The 25,307-nt window shown below is 70.0% G+C and carries 23 protein-coding genes; 8 read left to right on the forward strand and 15 right to left on the reverse strand.

All coding sequences use genetic code 11. The features are described from left to right. Positions 1-3: 3 nt before the first annotated feature. The 3 genes from ACWFRB_RS07005 to ACWFRB_RS07015 are packed head-to-tail and all read right to left on the reverse strand — an operon-like array spanning position 4 to position 2,969. Positions 4-1,752, reverse strand: coding sequence for a DEAD/DEAH box helicase (locus ACWFRB_RS07005; RefSeq protein ID WP_452639800.1), 1,749 nt, complete (start codon positions 1,750-1,752; stop codon positions 4-6). A gap of 39 nt (positions 1,753-1,791) precedes the next feature. Further along, on the reverse strand, positions 1,792-2,430 hold the full coding sequence (locus tag ACWFRB_RS07010; protein WP_452639802.1) for a GyrI-like domain-containing protein: 639 nt from the start codon (positions 2,428-2,430) through the stop codon (positions 1,792-1,794). Beyond that, complete coding sequence (locus tag ACWFRB_RS07015; RefSeq protein ID WP_452639804.1) at positions 2,427-2,969, reverse strand: PadR family transcriptional regulator; 543 nt, start codon at positions 2,967-2,969, stop codon at positions 2,427-2,429. Before ACWFRB_RS07015 ends, ACWFRB_RS07010 begins: the two co-directional genes overlap by 4 nt. Positions 2,970-3,095: 126 nt before the next feature. On the opposite strand from ACWFRB_RS07015, the gene ACWFRB_RS07020 reads away from it, so the two are divergent. The 4 genes from ACWFRB_RS07020 (at position 3,096) to ACWFRB_RS07035 (ending at position 7,869) form a co-directional block, all read left to right on the forward strand. Further along, positions 3,096-4,379 carry a TrpB-like pyridoxal phosphate-dependent enzyme gene (locus ACWFRB_RS07020; protein WP_452639805.1) on the forward strand — a complete coding sequence of 428 codons (1,284 nt, stop codon included), beginning with the start codon at positions 3,096-3,098 and terminating at the stop codon, positions 4,377-4,379. Between the two features lie 55 nt (positions 4,380-4,434). After that, on the forward strand, positions 4,435-5,232 hold the full coding sequence (locus ACWFRB_RS07025; protein ID WP_452639807.1) for a carbon-nitrogen hydrolase family protein: 798 nt from the start codon (positions 4,435-4,437) through the stop codon (positions 5,230-5,232). A gap of 52 nt (positions 5,233-5,284) precedes the next feature. Continuing rightward, on the forward strand, positions 5,285-5,911 hold the full coding sequence (locus ACWFRB_RS07030) for a phosphoribosyltransferase (RefSeq protein WP_452639808.1): 627 nt from the start codon (positions 5,285-5,287) through the stop codon (positions 5,909-5,911). Between the two features lie 170 nt (positions 5,912-6,081). Next, on the forward strand, positions 6,082-7,869 hold the full coding sequence (locus ACWFRB_RS07035) for an AMP-dependent synthetase/ligase (RefSeq protein WP_452639809.1): 1,788 nt from the start codon (positions 6,082-6,084) through the stop codon (positions 7,867-7,869). Between the two features lie 186 nt (positions 7,870-8,055). Here the strand turns inward: ACWFRB_RS07035 and ACWFRB_RS07040 are convergent, their stop codons facing one another. The 3 genes from ACWFRB_RS07040 to ACWFRB_RS07050 all read right to left on the reverse strand — a co-directional run bounded on the left by ACWFRB_RS07040 (position 8,056) and on the right by ACWFRB_RS07050 (position 10,297). Further along, positions 8,056-8,841: an ESX secretion-associated protein EspG gene (locus tag ACWFRB_RS07040; protein ID WP_452639810.1), complete on the reverse strand. Its 786-nt coding sequence runs from the start codon at positions 8,839-8,841 to the stop codon at positions 8,056-8,058. Between the two features lie 89 nt (positions 8,842-8,930). Next, complete coding sequence (locus ACWFRB_RS07045) at positions 8,931-9,686, reverse strand: maleylpyruvate isomerase N-terminal domain-containing protein (RefSeq protein WP_452639811.1); 756 nt, start codon at positions 9,684-9,686, stop codon at positions 8,931-8,933. Continuing rightward, positions 9,683-10,297, reverse strand: coding sequence for an alpha/beta hydrolase (locus ACWFRB_RS07050; protein ID WP_452639813.1), 615 nt, complete (start codon positions 10,295-10,297; stop codon positions 9,683-9,685). The genes ACWFRB_RS07045 and ACWFRB_RS07050 overlap by 4 nt, the downstream gene beginning before the upstream one ends. Positions 10,298-10,358: 61 nt before the next feature. On the opposite strand from ACWFRB_RS07050, the gene ACWFRB_RS07055 reads away from it, so the two are divergent. Further along, positions 10,359-10,997 (forward strand): hypothetical protein, encoded by a 639-nt coding sequence (locus ACWFRB_RS07055; RefSeq protein ID WP_452639815.1) that lies wholly within the window; start codon positions 10,359-10,361, stop codon positions 10,995-10,997. A gap of 15 nt (positions 10,998-11,012) precedes the next feature. Here the strand turns inward: ACWFRB_RS07055 and ACWFRB_RS07060 are convergent, their stop codons facing one another. After that, positions 11,013-11,780, reverse strand: a complete 768-nt coding sequence (locus ACWFRB_RS07060; RefSeq protein ID WP_452639816.1) for an SIR2 family NAD-dependent protein deacylase — start codon at positions 11,778-11,780, stop codon at positions 11,013-11,015. On the opposite strand from ACWFRB_RS07060, the gene ACWFRB_RS07065 reads away from it, so the two are divergent. Both ACWFRB_RS07065 and ACWFRB_RS07070 read left to right on the forward strand, forming a co-directional pair. Then, the gene (locus ACWFRB_RS07065) at positions 11,779-12,282 is read left to right on the forward strand and encodes a hypothetical protein (RefSeq protein ID WP_452639818.1); all 504 of its coding nucleotides are present in this window, start codon (positions 11,779-11,781) and stop codon (positions 12,280-12,282) included. The genes ACWFRB_RS07060 and ACWFRB_RS07065 overlap by 2 nt on opposite strands. A 55-nt stretch (positions 12,283-12,337) precedes the next feature. Next, positions 12,338-15,793: a TM0106 family RecB-like putative nuclease gene (locus ACWFRB_RS07070; RefSeq protein ID WP_452639819.1), complete on the forward strand. Its 3,456-nt coding sequence runs from the start codon at positions 12,338-12,340 to the stop codon at positions 15,791-15,793. Here ACWFRB_RS07070 and ACWFRB_RS07075 read toward each other — a convergent pair. Together ACWFRB_RS07075 and ACWFRB_RS07080 are read right to left on the reverse strand one after the other, a co-directional pair. Further along, positions 15,790-16,968, reverse strand: a complete 1,179-nt coding sequence (locus ACWFRB_RS07075; RefSeq protein WP_452639939.1) for an amino acid deaminase/aldolase — start codon at positions 16,966-16,968, stop codon at positions 15,790-15,792. The two genes, ACWFRB_RS07070 and ACWFRB_RS07075, sit on opposite strands and share 4 nt — an antisense overlap. A 74-nt stretch (positions 16,969-17,042) precedes the next feature. Next, positions 17,043-17,699 (reverse strand): TetR/AcrR family transcriptional regulator, encoded by a 657-nt coding sequence (locus tag ACWFRB_RS07080; protein ID WP_452639820.1) that lies wholly within the window; start codon positions 17,697-17,699, stop codon positions 17,043-17,045. Positions 17,700-17,775: 76 nt separating this feature from the next. On the opposite strand from ACWFRB_RS07080, the gene ACWFRB_RS07085 reads away from it, so the two are divergent. Then, positions 17,776-19,089, forward strand: a complete 1,314-nt coding sequence (locus ACWFRB_RS07085) for a D-arabinono-1,4-lactone oxidase (protein WP_452639822.1) — start codon at positions 17,776-17,778, stop codon at positions 19,087-19,089. Positions 19,090-19,140: 51 nt separating this feature from the next. Here the strand turns inward: ACWFRB_RS07085 and ACWFRB_RS07090 are convergent, their stop codons facing one another. From ACWFRB_RS07090 to ACWFRB_RS07115, 6 genes are all read right to left on the reverse strand, one after another. Next, a complete protein-coding gene (locus ACWFRB_RS07090) occupies positions 19,141-20,106 on the reverse strand; it encodes an adenosine deaminase (RefSeq protein WP_452639824.1) in 966 nt (321 codons plus the stop codon). A gap of 39 nt (positions 20,107-20,145) precedes the next feature. Continuing rightward, complete coding sequence (locus tag ACWFRB_RS07095) at positions 20,146-21,501, reverse strand: DUF1254 domain-containing protein (protein ID WP_452639826.1); 1,356 nt, start codon at positions 21,499-21,501, stop codon at positions 20,146-20,148. A 2-nt stretch (positions 21,502-21,503) separates the two neighbouring features. Continuing rightward, positions 21,504-22,265: a crotonase/enoyl-CoA hydratase family protein gene (locus tag ACWFRB_RS07100; RefSeq protein WP_027502924.1), complete on the reverse strand. Its 762-nt coding sequence runs from the start codon at positions 22,263-22,265 to the stop codon at positions 21,504-21,506. Positions 22,266-22,312: 47 nt separating this feature from the next. Further along, the gene (locus ACWFRB_RS07105; protein ID WP_452639827.1) at positions 22,313-23,134 is read right to left on the reverse strand and encodes an enoyl-CoA hydratase/isomerase family protein; all 822 of its coding nucleotides are present in this window, start codon (positions 23,132-23,134) and stop codon (positions 22,313-22,315) included. Positions 23,135-23,167: 33 nt separating this feature from the next. Then, complete coding sequence (locus ACWFRB_RS07110; protein WP_452639940.1) at positions 23,168-24,577, reverse strand: MFS transporter; 1,410 nt, start codon at positions 24,575-24,577, stop codon at positions 23,168-23,170. Positions 24,578-24,652: 75 nt separating this feature from the next. Then, on the reverse strand, positions 24,653-25,249 hold the full coding sequence (locus ACWFRB_RS07115; protein ID WP_452639828.1) for a PadR family transcriptional regulator: 597 nt from the start codon (positions 25,247-25,249) through the stop codon (positions 24,653-24,655). Positions 25,250-25,307 lie beyond the last annotated feature (58 nt).

The following is a 25,307-nucleotide window of genomic DNA, read 5'->3' on the forward strand; positions in this document are numbered from 1 at the left end:
CCGCTAGTAGCGGTCGCGCTTGGGCTTACGGTCGAACTTGCCCTTGCCGCCGTCGTGCGTCGGCCGTTGCCCCGGCGGGCCCTGGTCCGGCGTCAGCTGGATGAGCACACCGGAGATCCGGGTCCGCCGCAGCGCCTCAAGGGTCTCGTTCGCGAGGTCCGCGGGCAGCTCCACCAGGCTGTGATCGGGCCGAATGCTGATGTGGCCGAAGTCGCTTCGCCGAAGACCGCCCTCGTTGGCGATCGCGCCGACGATCGCGCCCGGCGCCACCCTGTGCCGCTTGCCGACCGCGATCCGGTAGGTGGCGAGCTCCTGCCCCTCCCGACCGAACTTGGGCGTGTCGTCGAACTTGCGGGGCGGGCGCTCCGCTCGGGGCTCGCGCTCGCGGCGCGGCGGCGCGGGCGGCTCGGGCGGCATCAAGAACGTCTCCCCGTCGCGCGAGAGCACGGCCAGGGCCGCCGCGATGTCGGCGAGCGGCACGTCGTGCTCGCGCTCGTAGTCCTCGATCAGAGTCCGGAACAGCGCCAGGTTGTCGGAATTCAGGCTCTCGGTGATCGAGTCGCCGAACTTGGCGACGCGCTGCGCGTTGACGTCCTCGACCGTCGGCAGCTGCATCTCCGTCAACGGCTGGCGCGTGGCCTTCTCGATCGCCTTGAGCAGGTGCCGTTCCCGCGGCGCCACGAACAGCAACGCCTCGCCTGAGCGTCCGGCGCGGCCGGTACGGCCGATGCGGTGGACGTAGGACTCGGTGTCGTGCGGGATGTCGTAGTTGACGACGTGCGAGATGCGCTCGACGTCGAGGCCACGGGCCGCGACGTCGGTGGCGACGAGGATGTCGAGCGCACCGTTCTTGAGCTGACCGATGGTGCGCTCACGCTGCGCCTGCACGATGTCGCCGTTGATGGCGGCAGCCGAGAACCCGCGCGCCCGCAGGCGTTCGGCGAGGTCCTCGGTGGCCTGCTTGGTGCGGACGAAGATGATCATCGCCTCGAAGGACTCGACCTCGAGGACCCGGGTCAGCGCATCCAGCTTCCGCTGGTGCGCGACCTGCACGTACCGCTGCGTGATGTTCGGGGCGGTCGACGTCTTGGTCTTCACGGTGATCTCGACCGGATCGTGCAGGTACTGCTTGGAGATCTTGCGGATCGCCGGGGGCATGGTCGCCGAGAACAGCGCCACCTGCTTGTACTCGGGGGTGTCGGCCAGGATCCGCTCGACGTCGTCCTGGAAGCCCATCTTGAGCATCTCGTCGGCCTCGTCGAGCACCAGGTAGTCCAGGTGCGAGAGGTCGAGGGTGCCCTTCTCGAGGTGATCGATCACCCGGCCAGGGGTGCCGACGATGATCTGCGCGCCGCGCCGCAACCCGGACAGCTGCACCCCGTAGGCCTGGCCGCCGTAGATCGGCAGCACGCTCAGGCCGGGGATGTGCGCCGAGTACTTTCCGAACGCCTCCGCAACCTGCAGCGCCAGCTCACGGGTTGGCGCCAGCACCAGGGCCTGCGGCCGCTTCTGCTCGGTGTCGATGCGGGAGAGGATCGGAACGGCGAACGCCGCGGTCTTGCCGGTGCCGGTCTGCGCGAGCCCGACGACGTCATTTCCGGACATCAGCGGCGGGATGGTCGCGGCCTGGATCGGCGACGGCGACTCATAGCCGACGTCCGAGAGTGCCCGCAGCACCCGTTCATCGATGCCGAGATCGGCAAAGGTGGTGGTGTCGGTTTCCGGCTCGGGGTTGTGCTCGGTGTCGCTCATCTCACCAGGAGTTTAGTACGTCGCCGCCGGGAGTCCCGTTCACGCCCTTGTCGCGCCCGTCGCCGACACCTGCCGGACGGGCTGACGGAGCACCGTCCGCAGCTTCTCGGGCGCGGACTTCCTGGGGTCCCCGAGGTAGATCTCGTGGTGCTTGCCATTGAATTCGAGACCTCGCCCGGGAATGAACTCGTCGTGCAACCGCTCGAGGGTCGGCGCCTCGTCGTCGTACGAGCCGACGTGCATGATCTGCGCCGACAGGCCTTCGTCGTGCCGTTCGTGCCGCAGCTCCCCCACGACGGGCAGCTTCTTCTTGGACTCCGTCTCGGCCAGGATGGCCGCGACCTCCTCGGCGGTCATCCAGTCCGGCTGGCGGATCTGCATCGTCCAGTTCCACTCCGACTTGCTGCGGTCGACGAAGACCGCGGGATCCGGCGCCCACCACCGGCCCTCCAGCGGCCCGACAACGTAGTCGGCCTCGCGCCCCTTCTTACTCGCGAACTTCACCGCGTACGAGGCGGCGTACAGCGCCTCCACCGCCAGCCGATAGTCCTCGGAGACGTTCGGGTCTCCGTGACCGTCGATCATGAGGAACCACATCGGCGGAACCTCCACCAGCACGAAGTCATCGGCCGCCGGCGAGTAGAGCTCCTTCTGCTTCTTGAAGTCCAGCTTGCTCATCGTTTCCTCTCAAGGGATGTCAGGGTCCGGTCGACCCAGCTCAGTTCCGCGTCGAGCATCACGACCGAGTAATCGAAGACGGCCTCGACGAAATCCGGTAGTGGTTGTTGGGCGTCGCGCGCGGCGAGCACCTCGGCCCGCTTGCGCAGCAAGGCGTCCGAGCGTCGCAGAAGTGCGGCGACCGACTCGGCGGGCGGGATGAGCGGCCAGTTGGCCATCCCGACCAGCACCGGCGCGGTGGTCGCGGACGGCTCGGCGAGCAACTGCGCGGTCCGCTCCGCGGCGGCCGCCCGCCCGGCCGCGGTGATCGCGTAGACGCGGCGGGGCCTGCCGGGTCCACCGGCCACGGCCGCCACCTCCTCGATGAGTCCGCGCTTGTCGAGCTTGCCGAGGAGGTAATAGATCGAGGAGAACCCGATCTGGGTCCACTGCCGCATGCCGCGCTCGTCGATCACCTTCTCGAGATCGAAGCCGTGGCGAGGACGCTCGGCGATCAGGCCGAGAACGGTCACCTCGGATTCGGTCAGGTCTGCGGGCACGACTCATATCCTAGCACTAGGATATGAGTCGGTGTGAGCCGCACCACCCCCCTGGTCGCGGCGCCGCAGCGGCCGCTGATCACAATGTGCCCGTCCCATTCGTCCGAATACTGACCAGGAGCGCCCGTGCCCGAGCCGACGCCGATCCCCACCCACTGGTACAACATCGCGGCTGACCTGCCGGTGCCGCCGCCCCCGCATCTGCACCCCGGCACCAGGGAGCCGGTCACCCCCGCCGACCTCGAGGCACTGTTCCCGAGCGCACTGATCGCGCAGGAGGCCGCCACCGAGCAGTACATCGAGATCCCCGAACCGATCCGCGAGGTGTACCGGACCTGGCGCCCGGCACCGCTGATCCGGGCGAAGGAGTTCGAGAAGGCGCTCGGCACCCCGGCCCGCATCTACGTCAAGTACGAGGGCGTCAGCCCGGTGGGCAGCCACAAGACCAACACCGCGGTCGCGCAGGCGTATTACAACGCCCAGGACGGGGTCAAGAAGATCACCACCGAGACCGGCGCGGGCCAGTGGGGCAGCGCACTGTCCTTCGCGTGCGCCAAGTTCGGCATCGAGCTCGAGGTGTGGCAGGTGCGTGCGTCCTACGCATCCAAGCCGTACCGCCGGCACCTCATCGAGACCTACGGCGCCACCGTGCACCCGAGCCCGTCCGACCTCACCGCGTCCGGGCGCAAGATGCTGGCCGAGTTCCCCGACACCCCTGGCTCGCTCGGCATCGCGGTCAGCGAGGCCGTGGAGGTCGCGGCAGGCGACCCCGACACCCGCTACGCCCTCGGCAGCGTGCTCAACCATGTGGTGCTGCACCAGACCGTCATCGGACTCGAGGCCGTCGAGCAGCTCCGCGCGGCAGGCGAGGCCAACGCGGACGTGGTGTTCGGCTGCGCGGGCGGCGGATCCAACCTGGCCGGACTCGCGTTCCCGTTCATCCGCGAGGTGCTGCACGACCGGGCCACGACGCGCATCGTCGCCGCCGAACCGGCCGCCTGCCCCTCGATCACCAAGGGCGAGTACCGCTACGACCACGGCGATGTCGCGGGCCTGACCCCGCTGCTGAAGATGCACACCCTCGGCCAGGACTTCGTCCCGGACCCGATCCACGCAGGCGGCCTGCGCTACCACGGCATGGCACCACTGCTCAGCCACACCGTCGAGCTGGGCTACGTGCAGGGTCAGGCCGTCGACCAGACCGAGTCGTTCGCCGCGGGCGTGCTGTTCGCGCGCGCCGAGGGCATCGTGCCCGCGCCCGAGTCCGCGCATGCCATCGCCGCCTGCGCCGAGTACGCACGCGGACTGACCGAGCCCGAGGTCCTGGTCATCGGCCTGTCCGGACACGGCATGCTGGATCTGCCCGCGTACCAGGCATACCTGAACGGCGATCTCACCTCCACGGCATAGGACGCACCGGTGGGCGCGCCCGCGGCGCGCCCACCGGCTGGGCCATACTCGTGCCATGGTCGAGATCGCCGTTGCCCAGTTCTCCGCCGGACAGGACAAGCGGGAGAACCACCTGACGCTGCGAAACCTCGTCGGCGAGGCGGCCTCGCGCGGCGCGCAGTTGGTCGTGGCACCCGAGTACGCGATGTTCACCGCGCCGCCGACGGATGAACGCATCCTGTCCTCTGCCGAACCTCTGGACGGCCCTTTCGTGGGCGGGATGCTCGAGATCGCCGGACAGTTCGGCGTGCACGTGATCGCAGGCATCAACGAGGCGCTCGACGGCGACGAGCGGGTCTCCAACACCCTTGTCGCGGCGGCTCCCGACGGCCGGATCGCCGCCGTCTACCGCAAGCTGCACCTCTACGACGCCTTCGGTTACCGCGAATCCGAGTTCTTCCGCGCCGGGGCGATCGACGATCCGGCGACCTTCGAGGTGGACGGGCTCACCTTCGGCATGCAGACCTGCTACGACCTGCGATTCCCCGAGGTCACCCGGCGGATCGTGGACGCGGGCGCGGACGTGCTGTTGCTGCCGGCCCAGTGGGTGCCGGGGCCGCTCAAGGAAGACCACTGGACCACCCTGGTGCGCGCCAGGGCGATCGAGAACACCATCTACGTCGCCGCCGCCGACCAGAGCGCCAGGACGGGGGCGGGGAACTCGATGATCGTCGACCCGATGGGCGTGGTGCTCGCGTCGCTCGGCGATCAGGTCGGGACCGCGCGCGCCGAGGCCACCGCCGAGCGGATCGCCCAGGTTCGGGCGACCAACCCGGCACTGGCGCTGCGCCGGTTCGGCATCACCGAGCGCTAGGCCCCTCGCACGGGCGCCGGAGGCGCTCGAGCGGCGTAGCGTCAGAGACAGGATGCTGTACGAGACTCGCGCGAAAGCCGGTCGCGCGTTGGCCGAGTCGCTCGGCCACCTGCGCGACGCGGATCCGCTCGTGCTCGGGCTGCCGAGGGGCGGGGTGCCCGTCGCGACCGAGGTCGCGCACGAACTCGGCGGCGAACTCGACGTGATCCTCGTCCGCAAGCTCGGCGTCCCCTGGCAGCCGGAACTGGCGATGGGCGCGCTGGGAGAGGGTGGCGTCCGGGTGCTCAACGACGACGTCCTCGCGCAGACCGGGATGAGTCCGCTCGGGCTGGCCACCGTCGAATCGCGCGAGCGCCGCGAACTCGAGCGGCGCGCACGGGTGCTGCGCGGCGACCGGGGGCGGATCCCGCTGCGAGATCGGACCGTGGTGATCGTCGACGACGGCATGGCCACCGGGGCGACGGCGACGGTTGCGTGCCGGGTGGCCAGGGCCGACGGGGCCGCCCGCGTGGTGGTCGCGGTGCCCGTCTCCTCCGAGGAGGCGGTCGCTCGGCTGGCCAAGGAGGCGGACGAGGTGATCTGCCCGCTCGTCCCGCACTGGCTCGGCGGAGTCGGCGGCGCCTACCGGGATTTCCACCAGCTCACGGACCAGGAGGTGACCGACCTGCTCGACATGTGACCTTCGCCTCAACCCGACGAAAAACCTGCAGATCACGCTAACTGGAGTTACATGTACTCCCCACGGCGAGGGGTGAACCCTCGCAATCCGGACAACCTTGAGAGTGCATACCGATCACAGATGTGATCCAATGCACACTCCACACGTCAGTAGTACCTGGAGGGGTCACAGTGCGAGAGTTCGAAGTTCCGGCGTCGTTTTCCATCCCGGAAGACATCTCGATGGCCGATACGGTGTTCCGCCTCGAGAAGGAGAGCCCCCAGCACGTACCCTTCAAGCGACTGGTCAACGGCGCCTGGGTCAACGTCACCGCGGCCGAGTTCGCAGCGCAGGTCAAGGGCGTCGCCAAGGGCCTGATGGCCTCCGGGATCGCGCTCGGCGATCGCGTCGCCATCCTGTCCGCCACCCGCTACGAGTGGGTCGTGCTGGACTACGCCATCTGGACCGCGGGCGGCTGCACCGTCGCGATCTACGAGACCTCCTCCGCCGACCAGGCGCAGTGGATCCTCGAGGACTCCGCCACCTCCGTGTTGGTCGTCGAGACCGCGAAGCACGCCGCCACCGTCAAGGACGTCGCCGAGGCCGCACCCGCGCTGCGGGAGATGCTGCAGATCGAGGCGGGAGCCATCGACGAGCTCACCGCCCGCGGCTCCGCCATCACCGACGAGGAACTGCACGAGCGCCGCGGTCAGGTGAATGCCGCCTCCGCCGCCACGCTCATCTACACCTCCGGCACCACCGGCCGCCCCAAGGGCGTCCAGCTCACCCACTCGAACTTCTACGCCGAGTCCAAGGCCGTGAAGATCGCGCTGAACGACGCGATGTACGAGGGCCAGAGCACCCTGATGTTCCTGCCGCTGGCGCACGTGTTCGCCCGCGCCATCTCCTTCGGCGCCTTCGACAACAAGGTGACCGTCGGCCACACCGCCGACATCAGCACCCTGCTCGAGCAGTTCGCGGCGTTCAAGCCGAACTTCATCCTGTCGGTGCCGCGCGTGTTCGAGAAGGTGTACAACTCCGCCAAGCAGAAGGCCGAGGACGGCGGCAAGGGCAAGATCTTCGCGAAGGCCACCGACACCGCCATCGCATGGAGCGAGGCCAAGGACACCGGCGGAGCGGGCCTCGGGCTCAAGCTCAAGCACGCCCTGTTCGACAAGCTGGTCTACGGCAAGCTGCGGGCGGCGCTCGGCGGCGAGTGTGACCGTGCGGTGTCCGGCGGCGCGGCACTCGGCGCGCGTCTCGGCCACTTCTTCCGTGGCATCGGTCTCCCCATCTACGAGGGCTACGGCCTCACCGAGACCAGCGCCGCGATCACCGTGAACACCACGGACGCCCAGAAGGTCGGCTCCGTCGGCAAGCCGATCAACGGGCATGCGGCGAAGATCGCCGAGGACGGCGAGCTGCTGGTCAAGGGACCTGTCGTGTTCAACGGCTACTGGCACAACGACGCAGCCACAGCGGATTCCATCCGCGACGGCTGGTTCCACACCGGCGACCTCGGCTCGATCGACTCGGAGGGCTTCGTCTCGATCACGGGTCGCAAGAAGGAGATCATCGTGACCGCCGGCGGCAAGAACGTCGCCCCGGCCGTGCTCGAGGACGCGCTGCGCGCCCACGCGCTGATCAGCCAGTGCCTGGTCGTCGGCGACGCGAAGCCGTTCATCGGCGCGCTGATCACCATCGACCCCGAGGCCCTGCCGGGTTGGCTCGAGCGCAACGGCATCGCCGCGGACATCGCGATCTCGGAGGTCGTCAAGCACCCGGACCTGGTCGCCGAGATCGACGCCGCGGTCGCCGAGGGGAACAAGAAGGTCTCCAACCCGGAGCAGATCAAGAAGTACCGCATCCTCGATGTGGACTTCACCGTCGAGACCGGCGAGCTGACCCCCACCCTCAAGCTCAAGCGCAACATCATCCACCAGGAGTTCGCGACGGCAATCGAAGCCATTTACACCTGAGCGATCCCCGGCCGTGAGTGAATGGGTCGTCCCTCCGATCGGGGGGACGACCCATTCGTTTCCAAGGAGGAGTGCCAGATGCTCAACCCGCAGGACGTACTCGTGTACGACCCGGTGACGACGTTCTTCAACAACCTCGCGCTCGCGCTCGGCTCGGCCGACGCGGTCATCATGACCTGATCCGGCTCAGTAGGTCGCCGGCAGATCCGCGCGCAGCTCCGCGGTGAAGTCGGCGACCGAGAGCGGACGAATCTCGACCGCGGACTCGGTCCGCACCAGATACCGACCATCACCGCTCACGTCGATCCAGCTGAACGCCCGGCTCGTCGACGACGCGGGCCGGTCGAGTCCGGCGGTCACGGTCACCTGTCCCACCCCGTTGCGCGGCAGGTCGAGGAGCGCGCGGATCCGGGCCGCCGCGGTCGCCGAGCGCACCGGTACCAGGAGTGAGGATCGGCGTCCGCCACGAACCTCGGACACCGGAGCCCTCATCGATCGTCCGCCACCCGCCTCGGCCCCCGGCAGCATGTCCATGATGCGCTGGGCCAGCGTGTCCACCCCGCCCAGGCACATCGCCAGGTCTCCGCCCGTGTCCGCCGTGGGTCCAGGGCGCTGCGCGACGACAACGGAGGTGCGCTCGCTCGCGCACCCAAGCACCCGGACCACGGCTGCGGGTCGCCCATCCCATTCGGCGGCGAGCCGCCCGTCGCTGACCGCGGCAGGCCGGCCATCGCTGATGGCGGCGCCACCCTCCACTCCGAATATCTCCACGCGCACGGACGGTTTCGCGAGAATCTCCAAGGCGACGGCGAGCTCCGCGGAGCGGTAGCCCTCGTACCAATTGGACAGCGCTCGCGCGTGGGCGGCACTGTCGTCGACGGTGCGGTGCACCTCCAGCGGGTACGGGAACCGGTCGAGTCCGGCCTCGCGCCAGGCGTGGTCGAACTCATCCGGGCTGAGATTCCATCGCATCCTGATCAACCGTCCGTCCCCGACTAGGTGCCCCTGTTCCGGTTGGACGCACACGCGCCCGACGCGGTTCCACCTCCGCGCTCGCTCGGCTAGATCCGGGCCGCGTCCACCAGTCGCTGCGCCACCGTGACATCGCCGAACACCTCGAGTGCCGCGAGCGGCCGTCGCCGCCACATGGTCAGCAGCAACTCCTGCGCGGTGCCACGGACCGCGACATCGCCCTTGGCGTGACCGGCCTCGACGGCGACCCCCTCGGGCCCGAACCGCAGCAGCCATTCCGCATCCTCGGTGTCGGTGCCGTGCAGGTGCACGGTCCTGCCGTGCAGCTCCGGTGGGATCCGATCGGCCGGCATGGCGCGGACCAACATCAGGCGCGCCCACTCGTCGACGCCGTCCGCGGCCGACTCCGCGGAGATGTCCGCCGGCGGGGGCCCGCCCGCGGCGTGCACCGCGTCGGCAGCGTCCACCCGGTGCACCGCCACCTCGTGTGCCTGCCTGCGCGCCCAGAACCCGACGGTGCCGGGACCCGCGAACGTCGGTGCACCGCGGTCGAAATCGTGGGCGGCGATCTCGTCCAGGAGCTGCTCGAGGGATTCCCGATACGCCGGCAGGCAGTCCGGGCCGCGGGGCAGCGACTCCGGCTGACCGGCCCCGTCCAATTCGGCAGCCGGCCCCGCCGCGAGCGTCGTCCGCACCCATCGGTGCACCCGCCCTGTGTGCCGCACGACCCGTTCCAGGGTCCACCCCGGCACCGTGGGGACATGGGCGTCGAGCGCCGCCGCGGGCATCGCGGCGAGCCGCAGGCCCTCGGTTCGCAGCGTCTCGAGGTGTTGGTCGGGTGTCATTCTTGAACGGTACCCAGCACGAAGGCCGCGACGTCGGAAGTCACGACCCGCTGGACCGGTTCGTGCAGCAGATCGTGACCGGTGTCCGGGTACTCGCGCAGAGTGGCGGACGGCAGCGCCGCGGCCCACGACCGGACCGGATCGATCGGGGCCATCCTGTCGTCGACGCCGTGCATTGTCAGGATCGGCAGCCGCGTGTCGATCGGCGGCCGGGTGGCGATGACGCGAGGGAGCGCACTGAGCACGGCCGCGTGAAACCTCGCCGGCGCCGCCTCGATCGCGGCGAGCGCCGCGGCAGCGCCGAGCGAATGCCCCATCACGATCACAGGAAGATCCGGTCGCTGCTCCTCGGCGATCGCGGCCAGCCGCAGGGCGTTGTCGCCCAGTCCTGGCAGCGGACCGATCACCCCGAGATCGCCCTCCGACAGACCATGGCCGATGTGGTCGAGGGCCCACACCTCGATCCCCTGCGCCGACATGGCCCGTCCGAACCGGTGATAGTTACCGCTGTGCTGGCCCAACCCGTGTAGGAACACCATGACGACGACCGGATCTGGCACCGGCCAATATCGATAGTGCACCTGCCCGCTGACCCCCGAGAAGAATGGCATCGGGACATTGTGCCGTCAGCACACCGCGCAGGGGCACGAAATCATCTGAGATAGTCAACCGATGCCGCGACGGTTCCTCGCATGTGCCCCCACCCTCCTCCGTACCCTCGGCGCCGTCACGATCGGAGTCGCGGTGAGCGGATGTGGCAGCGCAGGCATCGAGGGAACGGCGGTCGCCGCCGAGGACTGGGGCACCCCCGCCACCTCCAGCGAGCAGGCGCCGCCGCGACCGCCGACCCCGGGTGCCACCACCGACACCGCCCGGATCGCCGCCGGGTCCGCGGTCGACCCCGAGACCTACCACGACGCGAAGGAGACCGACTCCTCCCCCGCCGCGCCCACCATCGGATTCCACTTCACGACACCGAGCGGCAACATCCGCTGCTCGACGCCGAAGGAGCCGACCGTGCTGCTGTGCGAGGTCAGCGACCACACCTATCCGTCCGCGACCAAACCCGCGGACGCGAAGGAACCGTGCCAGTGGTTCCCCGACTACGCGATGCTCACCGACGAGGGCGTCGCCGCGGGCGTGTGTCTGCCCAGGGCGCTGGTCACCAGGGGCAGCAAGGTGCTGCCGTACGGCAGCAGCATCCGGATGGGCGACTTCGGCTGCCTGAGCACCGAGGGCGGGCTGCTCTGCGCCGACGAGGGTTCCGGGCACGGCTACCAACTCAGTCGTGAGGCGCTGCGAGCCTTCTAGGGCGGAGCTGCCTGTTCAGCCCCCGGCAGGAGCGCAGGCCGCCACCAGCACGGGCAGCGCCTGGGCCGCGGTGGCCCGCCAGCAATGAGTTGCCACGGCGGTCAATTCGGTTGGCTCCGGATTGATCTCGACCACGGTCGCACCCGACGCGGCCGCCCGCGCCGGGAGTTCCGCCGCCGGGTGCACCATCCCAGAGGTACCGACGACCACCATCAGGTCGCACCCCTCGACCGCACCCTCCGCGACGTCCCACGCCGCCTGCGGCAACTGCTCGCCGAACCACACCACGCCCGGCCGGACCGCCGCGCCGCACGCGGCACACTCGGGTGGCGAAAGACGTTCCACCGGTGCTCGGTCCGGAAGGACGTCGACTTCCGCCGCCGTTCCGCACGCACTGCACCGCGGCGCGAAGAGGCTCCCGTGCAGGTGCGCGGCGACGTCCGAGCCTGCCCGCTCGTGCAGGTCGTCGACGTTCTGGGTGACCACCGCCAGCTCGGCAAACCGTGCCCAGTCCGCCACGGCGCGGTGACCGGCGTTCGGCTGTACCCGCCGCACCAGCGCGCTACGCCACTGGTACCAGGCCCACACCAGCTCGCGATCACGTTCCCACGCCTGCGGGGTGGCCAGCTCGGTCGGGTCGAACCGCTGCCACAGCCCGGTGAGCGCGTCGCGGAAGGTGGGCACGCCGGACTCGGCGGACATGCCCGCCCCGGAGAACACCACCACTCGGGCAGCGGTGCGGGCCGCGTCGATCAGCGCCGGATCGGGTTCAATGGGGCTCATGTCGACGATTGTGCCCGGATACGGCGACACCCTGCCCAAGCTGCTGATCGTGGACCCGGCACCGGACCCGGCCGCGGAGGACCGGATCGCCGGGTCGCTGCACCGCATCGGTGTCGCCTCCCGGCCCACCGGGCTGCGCGCGCCGGGGCAGCACCTGTTCGGGACCCGGATCGTCTCCGCGGTCGGCGATGCGTCGTGGCTGGATCGCGAGTACGCCGAGGTGGGCCGCTGGGTGCGGGTGATCGTCGCGCTCGGCCCGGCCGGCTGGGACGCGACGCTGCGCGCACTGGCGGGGGCTGGCGTCGTACCGTCCGAGCCCGCTCCCGGGTTCGTACCAGGGGCCCGCCTGACGCTCACCCCGGCCGACGGCCGCCCGGTGACGGTGCTCGGCATCCACCATCCCGCCGACCAGGACCCGCTCGGGGAGGCGGCGCTCGACGCCGAGTTGGCGGCGGCCCAGACCCTGGCGGGGATCTCCGCGGCCTGCGGCGGGCGCGGCTAGGTCGCAGCCGCGCCGACCCACCGGATGTGTCGGCGCCGTCTGCGATAGTCGTCCCGTGTTCCTCCTCGACGACGTGTTGATCTTCAGCGCCAGCGACTTGTCCCAGGCCGCGGAGTGCGAGTACGCGCTGCTGCGCAGGCTCGACGCGAAGCTGGGGCGGATCGAACCGGCAGGCGCCGACCGGACGGACCCGATGCTGGCCCGGACGTCCGAGCTCGGCGACGCGCACGAACAGCGTCAGCTCGACCGGTACGTCGAGCGCTTCGGGGACGGCGTGGTGCGGATCGACCGACCGCGCCTGGACTGGGAGGAACTGACCCGGGCGAACAAGGCGACGGTGGCAGCGGCCCGGTCCGGTGCGGACGTGATCTACCAGGGCACCTTCTTCGACGGACGCTTCCTCGGTTTCTGCGACTTCCTGGTGCGTGAGGGCGACCGGTACGTGGTGGTCGACACCAAGCTCTCGCGCCACGCCAAGGTCACCGCCCTGCTGCAGTTGGCGGCCTACGCGGACGCGCTGACTGCCGACGGGGTCCCCGCCGCGCCGCACGCCACGCTGGTCCTCGGCGATCACAGCACCGCGGACTTCGCGCTGGGAGACATCGCCCCGGTATTCCGACAGCGTCGCGACGAGCTGGTCCGGGTCCTCGACGGGCACCACCGCGAGCAGGCGCCGGTGGCCTGGTCCGATTCGCGCTACCGCGGCTGCGGCCGGTGCGAGCAGTGCACGCCGGAGATCGTGCGGACCCGGGACCTGCTGCTGGTGGCCGGGATGCGATTCTCGCAGCGGGAAAAGCTGATTCGCGGTGGCGTCGTCGACCTCGACGCCCTCGCCGACCGCACCGAGCCGGTCGAGGGTATGAGCGCGCGCACCTTCGGCGGACTGCAGGCCCAGGCCGCCGCACAGGTCCGGCAGGAGCGCTCGCACACCCCGGTGTACGAGGTGATCGACGGCGCGAGCGCGCTTGCCGCCGTCCCGGAGCCCGACCCGGGCGACATCTTCTTCGACTTCGAGGGCGATCCGCTGTGGGCGGAGGACGGATCCACCGACTGGGGCCTCGAGTACTTGTTCGGCGTGACGGAGACCGACGGGACCTTCCGCCCGTTCTGGGCGCACGACCGCGCCCAGGAACGCCGCGCCCTGCTCGACTTCCTCGACTACGTCGCCGAGCGCCGCAAGCGTTTCCCCGGCATGCACGTCTACCACTACGCGGCCTACGAGAAGACCGCTCTGCTACGGCTGGCGGGCCGCTACGGCGTCGGCGAGGAATCGGTGGACACGCTGTTGCGGGAGAACGTGCTGGTCGACCTGTACCCGTTGGTCCGCGGCGCGGTCCGGGTCGGCGCCTCGTCGTACTCGATCAAGAAGCTCGAACCCCTGTACATGGGCAAGCAGCTGCGCGACGGCGACGTGACCAACGCCGCCGCCTCGATCGTCGCCTACGCGGACTACTGCGCGCTGCGCGACGCGGGGCGCGAGCGCGAGGCACAGGAGCTCCTGAAGGAGATCGCCGACTACAACGAGTACGACTGCGTCTCCACGCTGCGGCTGCGGGACTGGCTGCGGGCCGTCGCGGCCGAGCACGGAGTGCAGCCGCACCCGGCGCAGCAGGTGCTCTCGGCGCCCGTCGAGGAGGCGAGCGCGGCCGAGACCGCACTCCGCGACCATGTCGGCGACGCCCTGCCGGGAGAGCGCACCGACGACCAGCGGGCCGCAGCCCTGATGGCCGCCGCGGTCGGCTACCACCGACGCGAGCGCAAACCGTTCTGGTGGGCGCACTTCGACCGGCTCGTCCAGCCCGAGGACGAGTGGGCGGACTCCGCCGACGTCCTGGTGGCCGAGCGGGCCGAGGTGCCCGTCGAGTGGCACAAGAGCACCCCGCGGCAACGCAAGCAGCGCAGGCACGTTCGCCTCGCCGGACACTGGGGCGCAGGCACGACGGTGCGCGTCGGTGACCAGTTGTACGCGCTCTACGAGCAGGGCACCGGGATCGGCTCCGACGACCCGCGTACCCGCGGCGCCGTCCTCGTCACGGTCCTCGCGCTCGCGGAGGAGGACGGGCCCGACGGCGAGCCGCGCGAGGTGGCCGTCGTGGAGGAACTCGAGCCGACCGGCACCGGCCCGCACGCCGTCCTACCGATGGCCCTGGCCCCCGGCCAGCCGGTCCGGACGGTGGCCATCGAAGCCGCGATCGCCGAGCAGGCCGCCGCGATGGCCGCGGCCCTGCCGTCGATGCCCGCCTCGGCTGCCGTTGACGTGCTGCGCCGGGTCCCGCCCCGCACGCGCTCCGGCAATCCGCTCCCCGTGGCCGACCCGGACCACAAGGCCGCCGCGATCATCGCTGCACTGCGCGACCTCGACGACTCCTACCTCGCGGTGCAGGGGCCACCCGGCACCGGCAAGACCCACACCGGCGCCGCGGTGGTCGCCGAGCTGGTGAACCGGCACGGCTGGCGAATCGGCGTTGTCGCCCAATCACATTCGGTGGTCGAGAACATGCTCGATGGGATCGTGCGCGCCGGGGTGCCCGGCGAGCGGGTCGCGAAGAAGCCCGGTTCCGGCCTGGCCGAGAACCCGGCGTGGACGAAGGTCGAGTCCAGCGGACTCGCGGCCTTCCTCACCGAGCACGAGCCGACGGGCTGCGTGATCGGCGGGACCGCATGGGATCTCGCGCACACCGCCCGGGTTCCCGCGGGCAGCCTGGACCTGCTGGTGGTCGACGAGGCCGGTCAGTTCTCGCTCGCCAACACCGTCGCGGTGGCGATCTCCGCACGCAACCTGCTACTGCTGGGCGACCCTCAGCAGTTGCCCCAGGTCAGCCAGGGCACCCATCCGGAGCCGGTGGACACCTCGGCCCTCGGCTGGTTGGCGGAGGGTCACGGCGCACTGCCGCCGGAGCTCGGCTACTTCCTGGACCGGACCTGGCGGATGCACCCAGCGGTGTGCTCGGCGGTCTCGGACCTGTCCTACGACGGACGGCTGCACTCGCAGGAGCCGGCCACCACCGCCCGCGCCCTCGCAGGCGTGGAACCCGGCGTGGTGGCCCTGTACGCCGAGCACCACGGCAACTCAACGGAGTCGGTCGAGGAAGCCGAGGCCATCGCGGCGGAGGTGCGCGCGTTGCTCGGCACCCCGTGGACACCCGGTGCCGGCGAGGACACCCGTCCGCTCGCGCAGTCGGACATCCTCGTCGTCGCCCCCTTCAACGCCCAGGTGAGCCTGCTCCGACGGACCCTCGGCGACTCGGGGCTCGACGAGGTCCTCGTCGGCACCGTCGACAAGTTCCAGGGCCGGGAAGCCGCGGTGGTGCTGATGTCGATGACGGCGTCCTCGGCCGACGAGGTTCCCCGAGGCATGGGCTTCCTGTTATCCAGGAACCGACTCAACGTGGCCCTCTCCCGCGGCAAGTGGCGCGCCGTGATCGTCCGCTCCCCGGCACTGACCCACTACCTACCGACCACTCCCGCCGGACTGACCGAGCTCGGCGCCTTTATGCGGACACACCTCTAGCCGAAGCACTGCCCCTCGCCGCGGAAGGTGGGCACCGTGGTGCGGGTCCCGTCGGCCTCGACGAGGTGCAGCTCGTTGAACCGCTCGCAGAGCTCACCGGCCTTGGCATGCCGGAACCAGACGCGGTCCCCGATCCGAAGAGCCGCGGCCGGATCGCCGGTCACCGGGGTCTGGACCTCGCCTGCGCCCTCGTTCCTGGTGAGCTTGAGGCCCGCGGGCCAGACGGGGGTCGGCACCCGCGTGGGGCCGGCGGGGCCGGACCCGATGTAGCCGCCGCCGAACAGGGTGACGATGCGGGGCGTCGGCTTGCGGACCGCGGACAGCGCGAAGTACACCGACGGGCGCGGGGTGAACGCGTTGTACCGGTCGAAGAGCGTCGGCACGTACAACCCGGAACCGGCCGTCACCTCGGTGACCGAACTGTCGGCGGAGCTGACCTCGAGCGAGCCGGTGCCGCCGCTGTTGACGATCTGCAGCTCGCCGACGGTGGCGGTGACGGCATCCACGACCGCCGAGCGCCTGGTCGCGAGCTCGGCCGCGGAGGCGCGCTTGACCAGCCGGACCGGCGCGCTGGTGTCCGGCAGGCCCGCGATCTGCGCCTCGTAGAACATCACGCCCACCACCACGAACCCGCGGCGCTTGGCCTCGCGGGCGACGGCCGCGGCCTCGTCGGGGGTCCGCAGCGGCGACCGCCGAACACCGAGATGGACCGGGCCGACCCGCAGCGAGGCGTCGATGTCGAGGCACACCCGGGCAGGCACCGAGGTGCTGCCCGCCGCGTCGTGCAGCACGTCGAGCTGGGTCGAGTTGTCGACCATCAGCGTGATCGACTCGAGCAGCAGCGGGTCGGAGGCGAGCTCGGCGAGCGCGCCCCGGTCCACGGTGGGGTATCCCATCAGCACGTCGCGCGCGCCGAGCCGCACCAGCCAGATCGCCTCGCGCAGCGAGTAGGACATGATGCCGCGGAATCCGCCCTGCGCGGTGAGCCCCGAGCCCAGCGTCTCCTCGAGCACCGCCCGGCAGCGAACCGACTTGCTGGCCACCCGGACCGGGGTGCCACCGGCGCGCCGGACGAGGTCCGCGGCGTTGGTGCGCAGCGTGCCGAGGTCCACCGCGGCCAGCGGCGGATCGAGTTCACGGGTAGCGGCGTCCAGCCGTTCGCGGGTGGAGGTCATGGCGTAGGAGTCCAGCCGTTCGCGGGTCGAGGTCATGGCCAGAGTCAACCACTCAGTTGGACGAGTGTCCAGGTTTAGCTCTGCTCGGATTCCGGCTCGACCGCCTTCATGGCGATCATCTGCACCGCGTCGTCGAGCTGAGCGATCACGGCCTCACCGTCACGGTCGACGAGCCACCGCAGCACGATGCCGTCGATGACCGCGAGGCAGAAGCGGGCGATGTGCTCGACCGGCTCGGTCCAGTTGGTCCCCGTGTACCGGGCCGTCTCCTCGAGGAAGGCGGTCGCCTCGACGTCCATGGTCCGGTACTGCAGGGAAGCGATGGACCCGGCGAGCTCGGCGCCCGCGGCCTGCTGCCTGAGCCCGTACGCGGTGATCTCGTAGGTGAGCAGCTGCCGGTTGGGCGTCATCTCGATGAGCGGCCACATATTGGACAGGCCGCTGTGCAACACCTCGCGTAGGCCGCGCAGGCCGCTCTGGTCGCCCTCACCCTGCGCAGTGCCGAATGCGTACCGCAACGCACTGCTCAGCTGGAGAACGAGGGCCTCACCCATGGCGGCGACCAGCGCCTCCTTGTTCTCGAAGCAGTAGTGGACCACCCCGAGCGAGACCCCTGCCTCCTCGGCGACGGCACGAATGGTGACGGAATTGATCCCGGTGCGCTCCGCGATACCCATCGCAGACTCGACGAGTTGGGCGCGACGTTCTTCCGCAGGAAGCCGATTCAGCATCTGCCGATCCTAGAACGCCGGAGCCAGTTCCGTAGAAGGTGTTGACCTGGACGATCGTCCAGTAGATTATGAGTGAATGGAATCACATTTCTGGCAGAACTGGGCCGGCTGCGCCAGCGCCCGACCCACCCGCCTCGCTGCACCCGCGACTGTCGCGGAACTGAGTGACGAGATCACCCGCGCCGCAGCTGAAGGCTTGCACGTCAAGTGCGTTGGTGCCGGACATTCCTTCACTCCCGTCGCCGTCACCGACGGCGTGCAGATCAGCCTGGACAACCTTACGGGGATCCAGTCCGTGGTCCCGGTCGAACCGTCTGGCGCCCTCGTCACGGTCCTCGCGGGCACCAGACTGAACGAACTCAATCCCACATTGTGGTCTCTGGGTCTCGCGATGACGAACCTCGGCGACATCGACGTGCAGTCCATCGCGGGCGCCATCTCGACCGGCACCCACGGCACGGGCGCCCGTTTCGGGGGCCTGGCCACCCAGGTCCGCGGGCTGCAGATCGTGCTGGCGGACGGCTCGGTGATGAACTGTTCCGCCGAGGAGAACGCGGAACTGTTCAACGCCGCGCGGCTCGGCCTCGGGGCGCTCGGCGTCATCGCGTCGATGACGCTGCTGTGCGAGCCCGCCTACGCCATGCGCGCGGTCGAGGCGCCCGCGCGGCTGAGCGAGGTCATGGGACGGATCGACGAGCACGCCCACAGCGTCGACCACTTCGAGTTCTACTGGTTCCCGCACACCGACCGGGTGCTGACCAAGCACAACACCCGGCTGCCCGGCGACACCCCGCTCACCCCCGTCAACAAGATCCGCGGCTACATCGACGACGAGCTGCTCTCCAACACCCTGTTCGAGGGCGTCAACCGGGTCGCCACCCGGTTCCCTGCCGCGATCCCCCGGATCAACAACGTCGCCGCACGGGCGCTCTCGGCGCGCGAGTTCACCGACCGCAACTACGCGGTGTTCGCCTCCCCGCGGCGGGTGCGGTTCCGCGAGATGGAGTACGCGATCCCCGCCGAGGCGCTCCCCGAGACGCTCCGCGAGATCGACGGCTGGCTGCAGAAGTCCGACTTCCGGGTCGCCTTCCCTGTCGAGGTCCGGTTCGCCGCGGCCGACGACGTCTGGCTGTCGACCGCGAACGGCCGCGACTCCGCCTACATCGCCGTGCACCAGTACCACCGTCGTGATCACAGCGAGTACTTCAATGCCGTCGAGTCGATCGCCCGCGCCGTCGACGGACGACCGCACTGGGGCAAGCTGCACTCGCGCACCGCGGCGGATCTGCAGCCGACCTACGCGCACTTCGACGAGTTCCGGTCGGTGCGGGACAAGTACGACCCGGCCCGGGTGTTCGACAACGCCTACCTGCGCCAGGTCCTGGGATAGCGGTGATCCGCGCCCGCGAGTGTGTCGTACCCCGATGGGGGTACGACACACTCACAGTTCAGTGAGCTGCGCCTTCCGTTCCGGGGAGGCGAACGAGGCCCGGATGGAATTGCGGGCCAGGGTTTCCCGTTCCTGCTCGGTGAGCCCGAGCTCCGCCTGCAGCCGCGCGAAGTTGTCGTCGACGTACCCGCCGAAGTAGGCGGGGTCGTCGGAGTTCACCGTGACCAGCAGTCCCGCCTCGAGCATGCGGCGCAGCGGATGCTCGGCCAGGGTGTCGACAACCTTCAGCCGCACGTTCGACAGCGGGCAGACGGTCAGGGGGATCTGCTCGTCCACGAGCCGCGAGATCAGGGCCTCGTCCTCCAGGCACCGCACGCCGTGGTCGATCCGCTCCACCTCGAGCAGATCCAGCGCCTGCCAGATGTAGTCGGGCGGACCCTCCTCCCCCGCGTGGGCCACGGTGTGCAGCCCGTTCGCCCGCGCCCGCGCGAACACGTCAACGAACAGCGACGGCGGATAGCCGACCTCGGCGGAGTCCAGGCCGAGACCGAGAACCGGGACGTCCAGCCGGAGCACCTCGTCCAGCATCGCCTCGGCCTCGGGCACCGGCCGGTCCCGGAGCACGGCCGCGATCAGGTCGCTGGACACCCCGAATTCGGCCTCGCTGGTGCGGACGGCATCGGCCAGCCCGTCGAGGACCGCGCGCAGCGGCACCCCGCGGAGCGTGTGCGCCTGCGGGTTGAAGAAGATCTCCGCGTGCCGGACCCCGCCCGCCGCCGCACGCGCGAAGTAGGCGCGGGCCAGGTCGGCGAAGTCCTGCTCGGTCCGCAACACCGCCATGTTCGCGAAGTAGAGGTCCAGGAAGGACTGCAGGTCGCTGAACTCGTAGCGTCCGCGCAGGTCATCGAGGTCCCGGTAGGGCAACTCCACCTTGTTGCGCTCGGCGAGCGCAAAGATCAGCTCCGGCTCGAGGGATCCCTCGATGTGCATGTGCAGCTCGGCGAGCGGGGTCGACACGGTGTCCTCCTGAGGTCGTCAGGCGTCCAGTATCCCGCGTCAGCGCGCCGGTTCCGGACCCGGCGGCATCCACGCCTGATCGGTCGGCAGGTAGGAGCGCAGCATGAGGACGAACTCGCCGGGCGGGGCGGGCAACCAGTTGGACGGACCGGACGTGGGCGGCTCGGCCCCGATCCAGAGGTCGAGGGAGCCGTCGGCGCCACGAACCAGTCCTGGGGTGCGGTCACCGATCGCATAGCGGCCCAACGGGTTCGCCACGAAGAACATGTCCGGTCCGTACAGGGTGACGGACCAGAAGCCGCGCTCGTCGATCGGCGGCAGCCCGCCCGCCGGGAAGTGCAGCCGATAGCCGCCACCGTCTCCGCGCAGCGCGGCGCCACCCGAGTCGGTCCTGGCGACGTGGTACATCGACTCCTCGGGCACGTTCGCCCCGAGTCCGATCTTCGCGACCCCGGCGCGGTGCAGGTAGTCGGTGCCGTACCGGCCCGCGTCCTGCAGCGAGCTCCACGGGCCCTCGCCGCCGAACGAGGTGCTGGCGAGCCCGACGATCTGCTTGTCCCCGCGGACCACGCCCGCCGCCAGGGCCGCCACGTCGTCCGGTTCGCCGCCGCTGGGGGTCGCGCCGGGCGTCACCCCGAGGGTTGCGAGCTGCTCGAGCATCGGCGCGTCCGCCTCGGGCGGCGGATTCGCCGCGAGGATCGCGGACAGCTCGTCGAAGAATTTCGGGCCGGACCCCGCGATCGCCTGCGGCGCCGGGTTGTTGCCGCAGTCGGTCGGCGGCAGCGGCGGCGGCGCGTCCGGGATCGGGGAGCCGAGCACCGTCATCTTGTACTGCTGCTGGACGGCCCGGGCGGCTGCCAGGTCAGCATCGGACTCCACCAGGGTGCGCCCGATCACCCAGGCATCCCAGGTGGGCGACTCGATCACCGCGGCGCCCGCTGGCGTCTCTCCGTGCCATCCGGGCGGCACGATCACGTGCGAGCCCGCCGCCTGCCCGGTCTCCCTGGTGCCGATGTTGCCGAACACGTTGGTGTACATGTCGAGCAACTGGAAATCGAAGTACCGCTCCCCCATCTCGGGATGGGTCAGCAGCACCGGGCCGGACCGGAGGTCGAGCCAGGCGATCGAGTACAGGGTGTCCGCGTTCGGGGCGACGACCACCCTGGTCTCCGGCCCCGACATGGCCGACTGGCTGTAGAGCTGGTTGACCGGCAGCAGGCAGATCATGTTGGCCCGGGTCCGGGCCAGGGCGATCGGCGCATAGCCGTAGACGTAGCCGTCGGCCGCGACGTCCGCGGGCTCCCTCACCGAATCCTGTTCCTGCGTGGCGCACCCACCGAGCAGCCCGGCCACCAGCACGAGTGCCGACAGCGCGGCCACCCGACGCGGACGCACCCCTATCGGCCCTTCCAGACCGGAGCGCGCTTCTGCGCGAAGGCGATCGCCCCCTCCTGCGCGTCCTCCGAGGCGAATACCGGCCCCATCAGCTCCAGCTGCCGGGTGAACGCCTCCTCGTCGGTCCAGCCGGACGACTTGACGATCACCTCCTTGGTGGCGGCGACCGCCAGCGGACCGTTCGCGGTGATCCGCTCGGCCAGCTCCAGCGCACCGTCGAGCGCCTTGCCCGGTTCGGTCAGCCGGTTGACGAAGCCGTAACCGTGCGCCTCCTCCGCGGTGAAACTGTCTCCGGTGAGCGCCAATTCGAGCGCCTTCTGATACGGGATCCGCTTCGGCAGCCGCAGCAGACCGCCGCCGGCGGCGACCAGTCCGCGCTTGACCTCGGGGATGCCGAACCGGGCCTCCGAGGACGCGACCACCAGGTCCGTCGCCAGCACCAGCTCGGTGCCGCCCGCGAGTGCGTATCCCTCGACGGCGGAGATGATCGGCTTGCGGGGCGGCGCCTCGGTGAAGCCGAGCCCCTTGCCGGGGGCGATCACGTTCTCGCCCGCGACGAACGCCTTGAGATCCATGCCCGCGCAGAAGTTGCCCCCCGCGCCGGTCAGGACGGCGAGCGAAAGGTCCGCGTCGGCATCGAGTTCGTCGACCGCGGCCGCGAGCCCGTTGCTGACCGCGGCGTTGATCGCGTTGCGCGCCTCCGGGCGATTGATGGTGATGACCAGGATGCGGCCACGACGTTCGAGCAGCACTTCATCAGACATGCCGCTCACCCTAGGCGCTACCGCGCCGACGCGAGCCGACTCGGCGCTCAGCGCCCCGTGTAGGTGGCCTTGCCCGGTCCGACGTCGAGGAAGCTGCGGACCGCGCCCGCGAGGTCCTCGGTGCCGAACAGCTCGCCCGAGACCTCGGGGGTGATCGAGTCCGCGTGTGCGACACCGCCGGAGCGCCAGGCCTCGATGATCTGCTTGGTGGCGTGGTGCGCTCGGGTCGGGCCGTCCGCGAGCCTCGCGACCAGGGCGCGGGAGGCCGCGTCGACATCCTCGTGCACCGCGTTGACGACTCCCCAGGAGGCCAATGTCGCGGCGTCGTACAGATCGCCGGTCATCACCAGTTCCCTGGCCCGGCCCGACCCGGCGCGCTCGGCGAGCCGCTGCGGCCCGCCCATCGACGGCGTCAACCCGACCACCGTCTCGACGAGACCGAACTTGGCCTTGGGCGCCGCGAGGATGATGTCGCAGGCGAGCGCGATCTCGAAGGCGGCGGTGAGCGTCAGCCCGTGCGCGGCGTACACCACCGGGCAGGGCAGGGCCTCGATCTGGTGGATGATCTCCGCGAACAGGGTCCGCCACAGCTCGGCGCCCTGCTCGGTGCTCAACCCCTCGAAGACGTGCACATCGACGCCGCCGGAGACGACCTTGCCCTCCGCGCGCAGCAGCACCGCACGCGGAGGGGCCGCGCTCAGCGCGTCCACGTCGGCGGTGATCGCGTCGAACATGGCCTTGTCGAACAGATTCAGCGGCCCGTGCGCGAAGGTCAGCACGGCGATCTCGGCACCGGCGTCCGTGGTGACGCGCTCCAGCCGGGTCGGCTTGGCGGGCTCGGGGCTGGCAGGCGGGAACGACGCGGTCATGGCGTCAGCCTGCCACACCCGAGCCCGCGCGGCCTAGGCCTGGACGCGCTCCTGTCCGACGTCAACCGGGGGCTGGTCGCCTTCCCGGATCGGCCGCGAGAAGCACAGCGACGCAACGAAACCGATCAGCAACACACCCGCGGGCAGCAGCACTGCCTGCGCCATCGAGGTGCTGAACCCGTCGACGATGAAGCTCGGCATCGCGCCGCCTGCCTCGTGCTCACCGCCGGTCGGTACGCCGTTGGCGGTCAGCCGCGAGGTGATCAGGGCACCGATGCCCGCACTACCGAGCACCGCACCGACCTGCCGGGTGGTGTTGTACACGCCGGAGCCCGCTCCTGCCGCGTTCATCGGCAGGTTCCTGGTGGCGGTTGCCGCCAGCGGCGACCAGATGAAGGCGTTCGCGACGCCCATCAGGGCGATGGGCAGCAACAGCTCCCAGATCGCGACGTCCGGCTTCATCACCATCGCGAGCCACGCGAGCGAGATCGAGAGCATCAGGAAGCCGGGCGCGGCGATGTAGCGCGGGTGCACCCGGTCCACCAGCTTGCCGACGTTCGGCGCCAGCGCGCCGGTGAGCACCGCCATCGGGACCATCAGCAGCGCCGAACCGGTCGGCGAGAGCCCGCGGACGGCCTGCGCGTAGAACATCAGCGGCACCACCATCGCGGTGATCGAGAAGCCCATCGACGTGATCGCGATGTTGGCCAGGGAGAAGTTGCGGTCCTTGAACAGTCCCAGCGGCAGCAGTGGCTCGTTCTTGTTCCACGACTGGTACCAGATGAAGGCCGCGAGCAGGATCATGCCGCTGACGATCGACAGCCAGACCAGCGCGGACCAGTCGTAGGTGTTGCCCTCCTGCAGACCGAAGACCAGGAAGAACATGCCCGCGGCACTGAGGATCACCCCGGGGATGTCGAAACGGTGCTGATGGGTCTCGAGCGACGGCACGAACCGCCACGCCGCGAAGAAGGCGATGACGCCGACCGGGACGTTGACGATGAAGATCCACTGCCAGCCGAGTCCGTCGACCAGGACACCGCCCGCGAGCGGGCCGACCAGGGTGGCGACACCGGCGACCGCGCCCCACAGTCCCATCGCGGTTCCGCGCTTGTCCGGCGGGAAGATCCGGGTGATCACGGCCATCGTCTGCGGGGTCATCAGCGCGGCACCGAAGCCCTGGAACACGCGCGCGACGATGAGCATCTCGATGTTGCCGGACAGACCGCACCAGAGCGAGGACGCGGTGAACAGGGTGAGCCCGAGCAGGTAGAGGTTCTTGGGACCGAAGCGGTCACCGAGCCTGCCCGTGATGAGCAACGGGACCGCGTAGGCCAGCAGGTAGGCGCTGGTCACCCACACGACACTGTTGATGTCGGTCTGCAGGTCCTCCATGATCGCGGGGTTCGCGACCGCGACGATGGTGGAGTCCACCAGAATCATGAAGAAGCCCAGACACAGAGCCCAGAGCGCGGGCCACTGTTTGATTTCGGCGTTCTGGTTGATCTCGGTCACGTGTCAGCCCTTCGCCAGTTCGCAGTGTTGCTTGTCGGTGTGCCACGGCAGTGCGCCGCTCTCTATCTCGTCGATCAGCCCGCGCAGCCACTCGACCTCGGTGACCGCGAGAGCACGCAGGTAGTCGAAGCCGAACCAGAACACCCGCGGGATCTCTTTGGACACCGCCACCTGGCGCAACGCGTCGAGTTCGGCGAGGTCCTTCTCCACGAGGCCGATCCGTTCGGCCATGGCGGCGCACACGCTGTCGGCACCGAGGTTGTGCGCCTCGGCGAGCGCCAGCGGGAACGCCGGGTACTCCGGTTTGGGGGTCGAGAGGGTCTCGCCCACCCACCGGGTGAGCGCCGCACGCCCGGCGTCGGTGACGCAGTAGGTGGTGCGCTCCGGGCGATTGCCTGCCCGCTCCGTACCGACGACGGCGACCAGTTCTTGGCGTTCGAGCCGCTCCACCGTGTGGTAGAGCGAGCCCGGCCTGATCTTGACGATCCGGTCGTCGCGTCGCGTCACGTGCAGTTGGTACATCTCGTACGGATGCATGGGCCGCTCGAACAGCAGCGCCAGCACGGTGATCCCGAGGGGCGTCAACGCCGTGGCCGCCATGTTCACCCCCACCTATTCCGCGCCAATTAGTCCAGATGGAATATACGGCGTGGAACTG

It is taken from the genome of Rhodococcus sp. NPDC055112 (genome assembly GCF_053607505.1).

What these genes read in the sequence shown, in the direction of transcription:
- ACWFRB_RS07075 (WP_452639939.1), bottom strand. Translation starts at nt 16,968, where the DNA reads ATGACCTCCACCCGCGAACGGCTGGACGCCGCTACCCGTGAACTCGAT.
- ACWFRB_RS07115 (WP_452639828.1), bottom strand. Translation starts at nt 25,249, where the DNA reads ATGGCGGCCACGGCGTTGACGCCCCTCGGGATCACCGTGCTGGCGCTG.
- ACWFRB_RS07085 (WP_452639822.1), top strand. Translation starts at nt 17,776, where the DNA reads ATGGAATCACATTTCTGGCAGAACTGGGCCGGCTGCGCCAGCGCCCGA.
- ACWFRB_RS07010 (WP_452639802.1), bottom strand. Translation starts at nt 2,430, where the DNA reads ATGAGCAAGCTGGACTTCAAGAAGCAGAAGGAGCTCTACTCGCCGGCG.
- ACWFRB_RS07025 (WP_452639807.1), top strand. Translation starts at nt 4,435, where the DNA reads ATGGTCGAGATCGCCGTTGCCCAGTTCTCCGCCGGACAGGACAAGCGG.
- ACWFRB_RS07050 (WP_452639813.1), bottom strand. Translation starts at nt 10,297, where the DNA reads ATGCCATTCTTCTCGGGGGTCAGCGGGCAGGTGCACTATCGATATTGG.
- ACWFRB_RS07080 (WP_452639820.1), bottom strand. Translation starts at nt 17,699, where the DNA reads ATGCTGAATCGGCTTCCTGCGGAAGAACGTCGCGCCCAACTCGTCGAG.
- ACWFRB_RS07105 (WP_452639827.1), bottom strand. Translation starts at nt 23,134, where the DNA reads ATGACCGCGTCGTTCCCGCCTGCCAGCCCCGAGCCCGCCAAGCCGACC.
- ACWFRB_RS07040 (WP_452639810.1), bottom strand. Translation starts at nt 8,841, where the DNA reads ATGCGATGGAATCTCAGCCCGGATGAGTTCGACCACGCCTGGCGCGAG.
- ACWFRB_RS07005 (WP_452639800.1), bottom strand. Translation starts at nt 1,752, where the DNA reads ATGAGCGACACCGAGCACAACCCCGAGCCGGAAACCGACACCACCACC.
- ACWFRB_RS07060 (WP_452639816.1), bottom strand. Translation starts at nt 11,780, where the DNA reads ATGAGCCCCATTGAACCCGATCCGGCGCTGATCGACGCGGCCCGCACC.
- ACWFRB_RS07045 (WP_452639811.1), bottom strand. Translation starts at nt 9,686, where the DNA reads ATGACACCCGACCAACACCTCGAGACGCTGCGAACCGAGGGCCTGCGG.
- ACWFRB_RS07030 (WP_452639808.1), top strand. Translation starts at nt 5,285, where the DNA reads ATGCTGTACGAGACTCGCGCGAAAGCCGGTCGCGCGTTGGCCGAGTCG.
- ACWFRB_RS07055 (WP_452639815.1), top strand. Translation starts at nt 10,359, where the DNA reads ATGCCGCGACGGTTCCTCGCATGTGCCCCCACCCTCCTCCGTACCCTC.
- ACWFRB_RS07110 (WP_452639940.1), bottom strand. Translation starts at nt 24,577, where the DNA reads ATGATTCTGGTGGACTCCACCATCGTCGCGGTCGCGAACCCCGCGATC.
- ACWFRB_RS07065 (WP_452639818.1), top strand. Translation starts at nt 11,779, where the DNA reads ATGTCGACGATTGTGCCCGGATACGGCGACACCCTGCCCAAGCTGCTG.
- ACWFRB_RS07100 (WP_027502924.1), bottom strand. Translation starts at nt 22,265, where the DNA reads ATGTCTGATGAAGTGCTGCTCGAACGTCGTGGCCGCATCCTGGTCATC.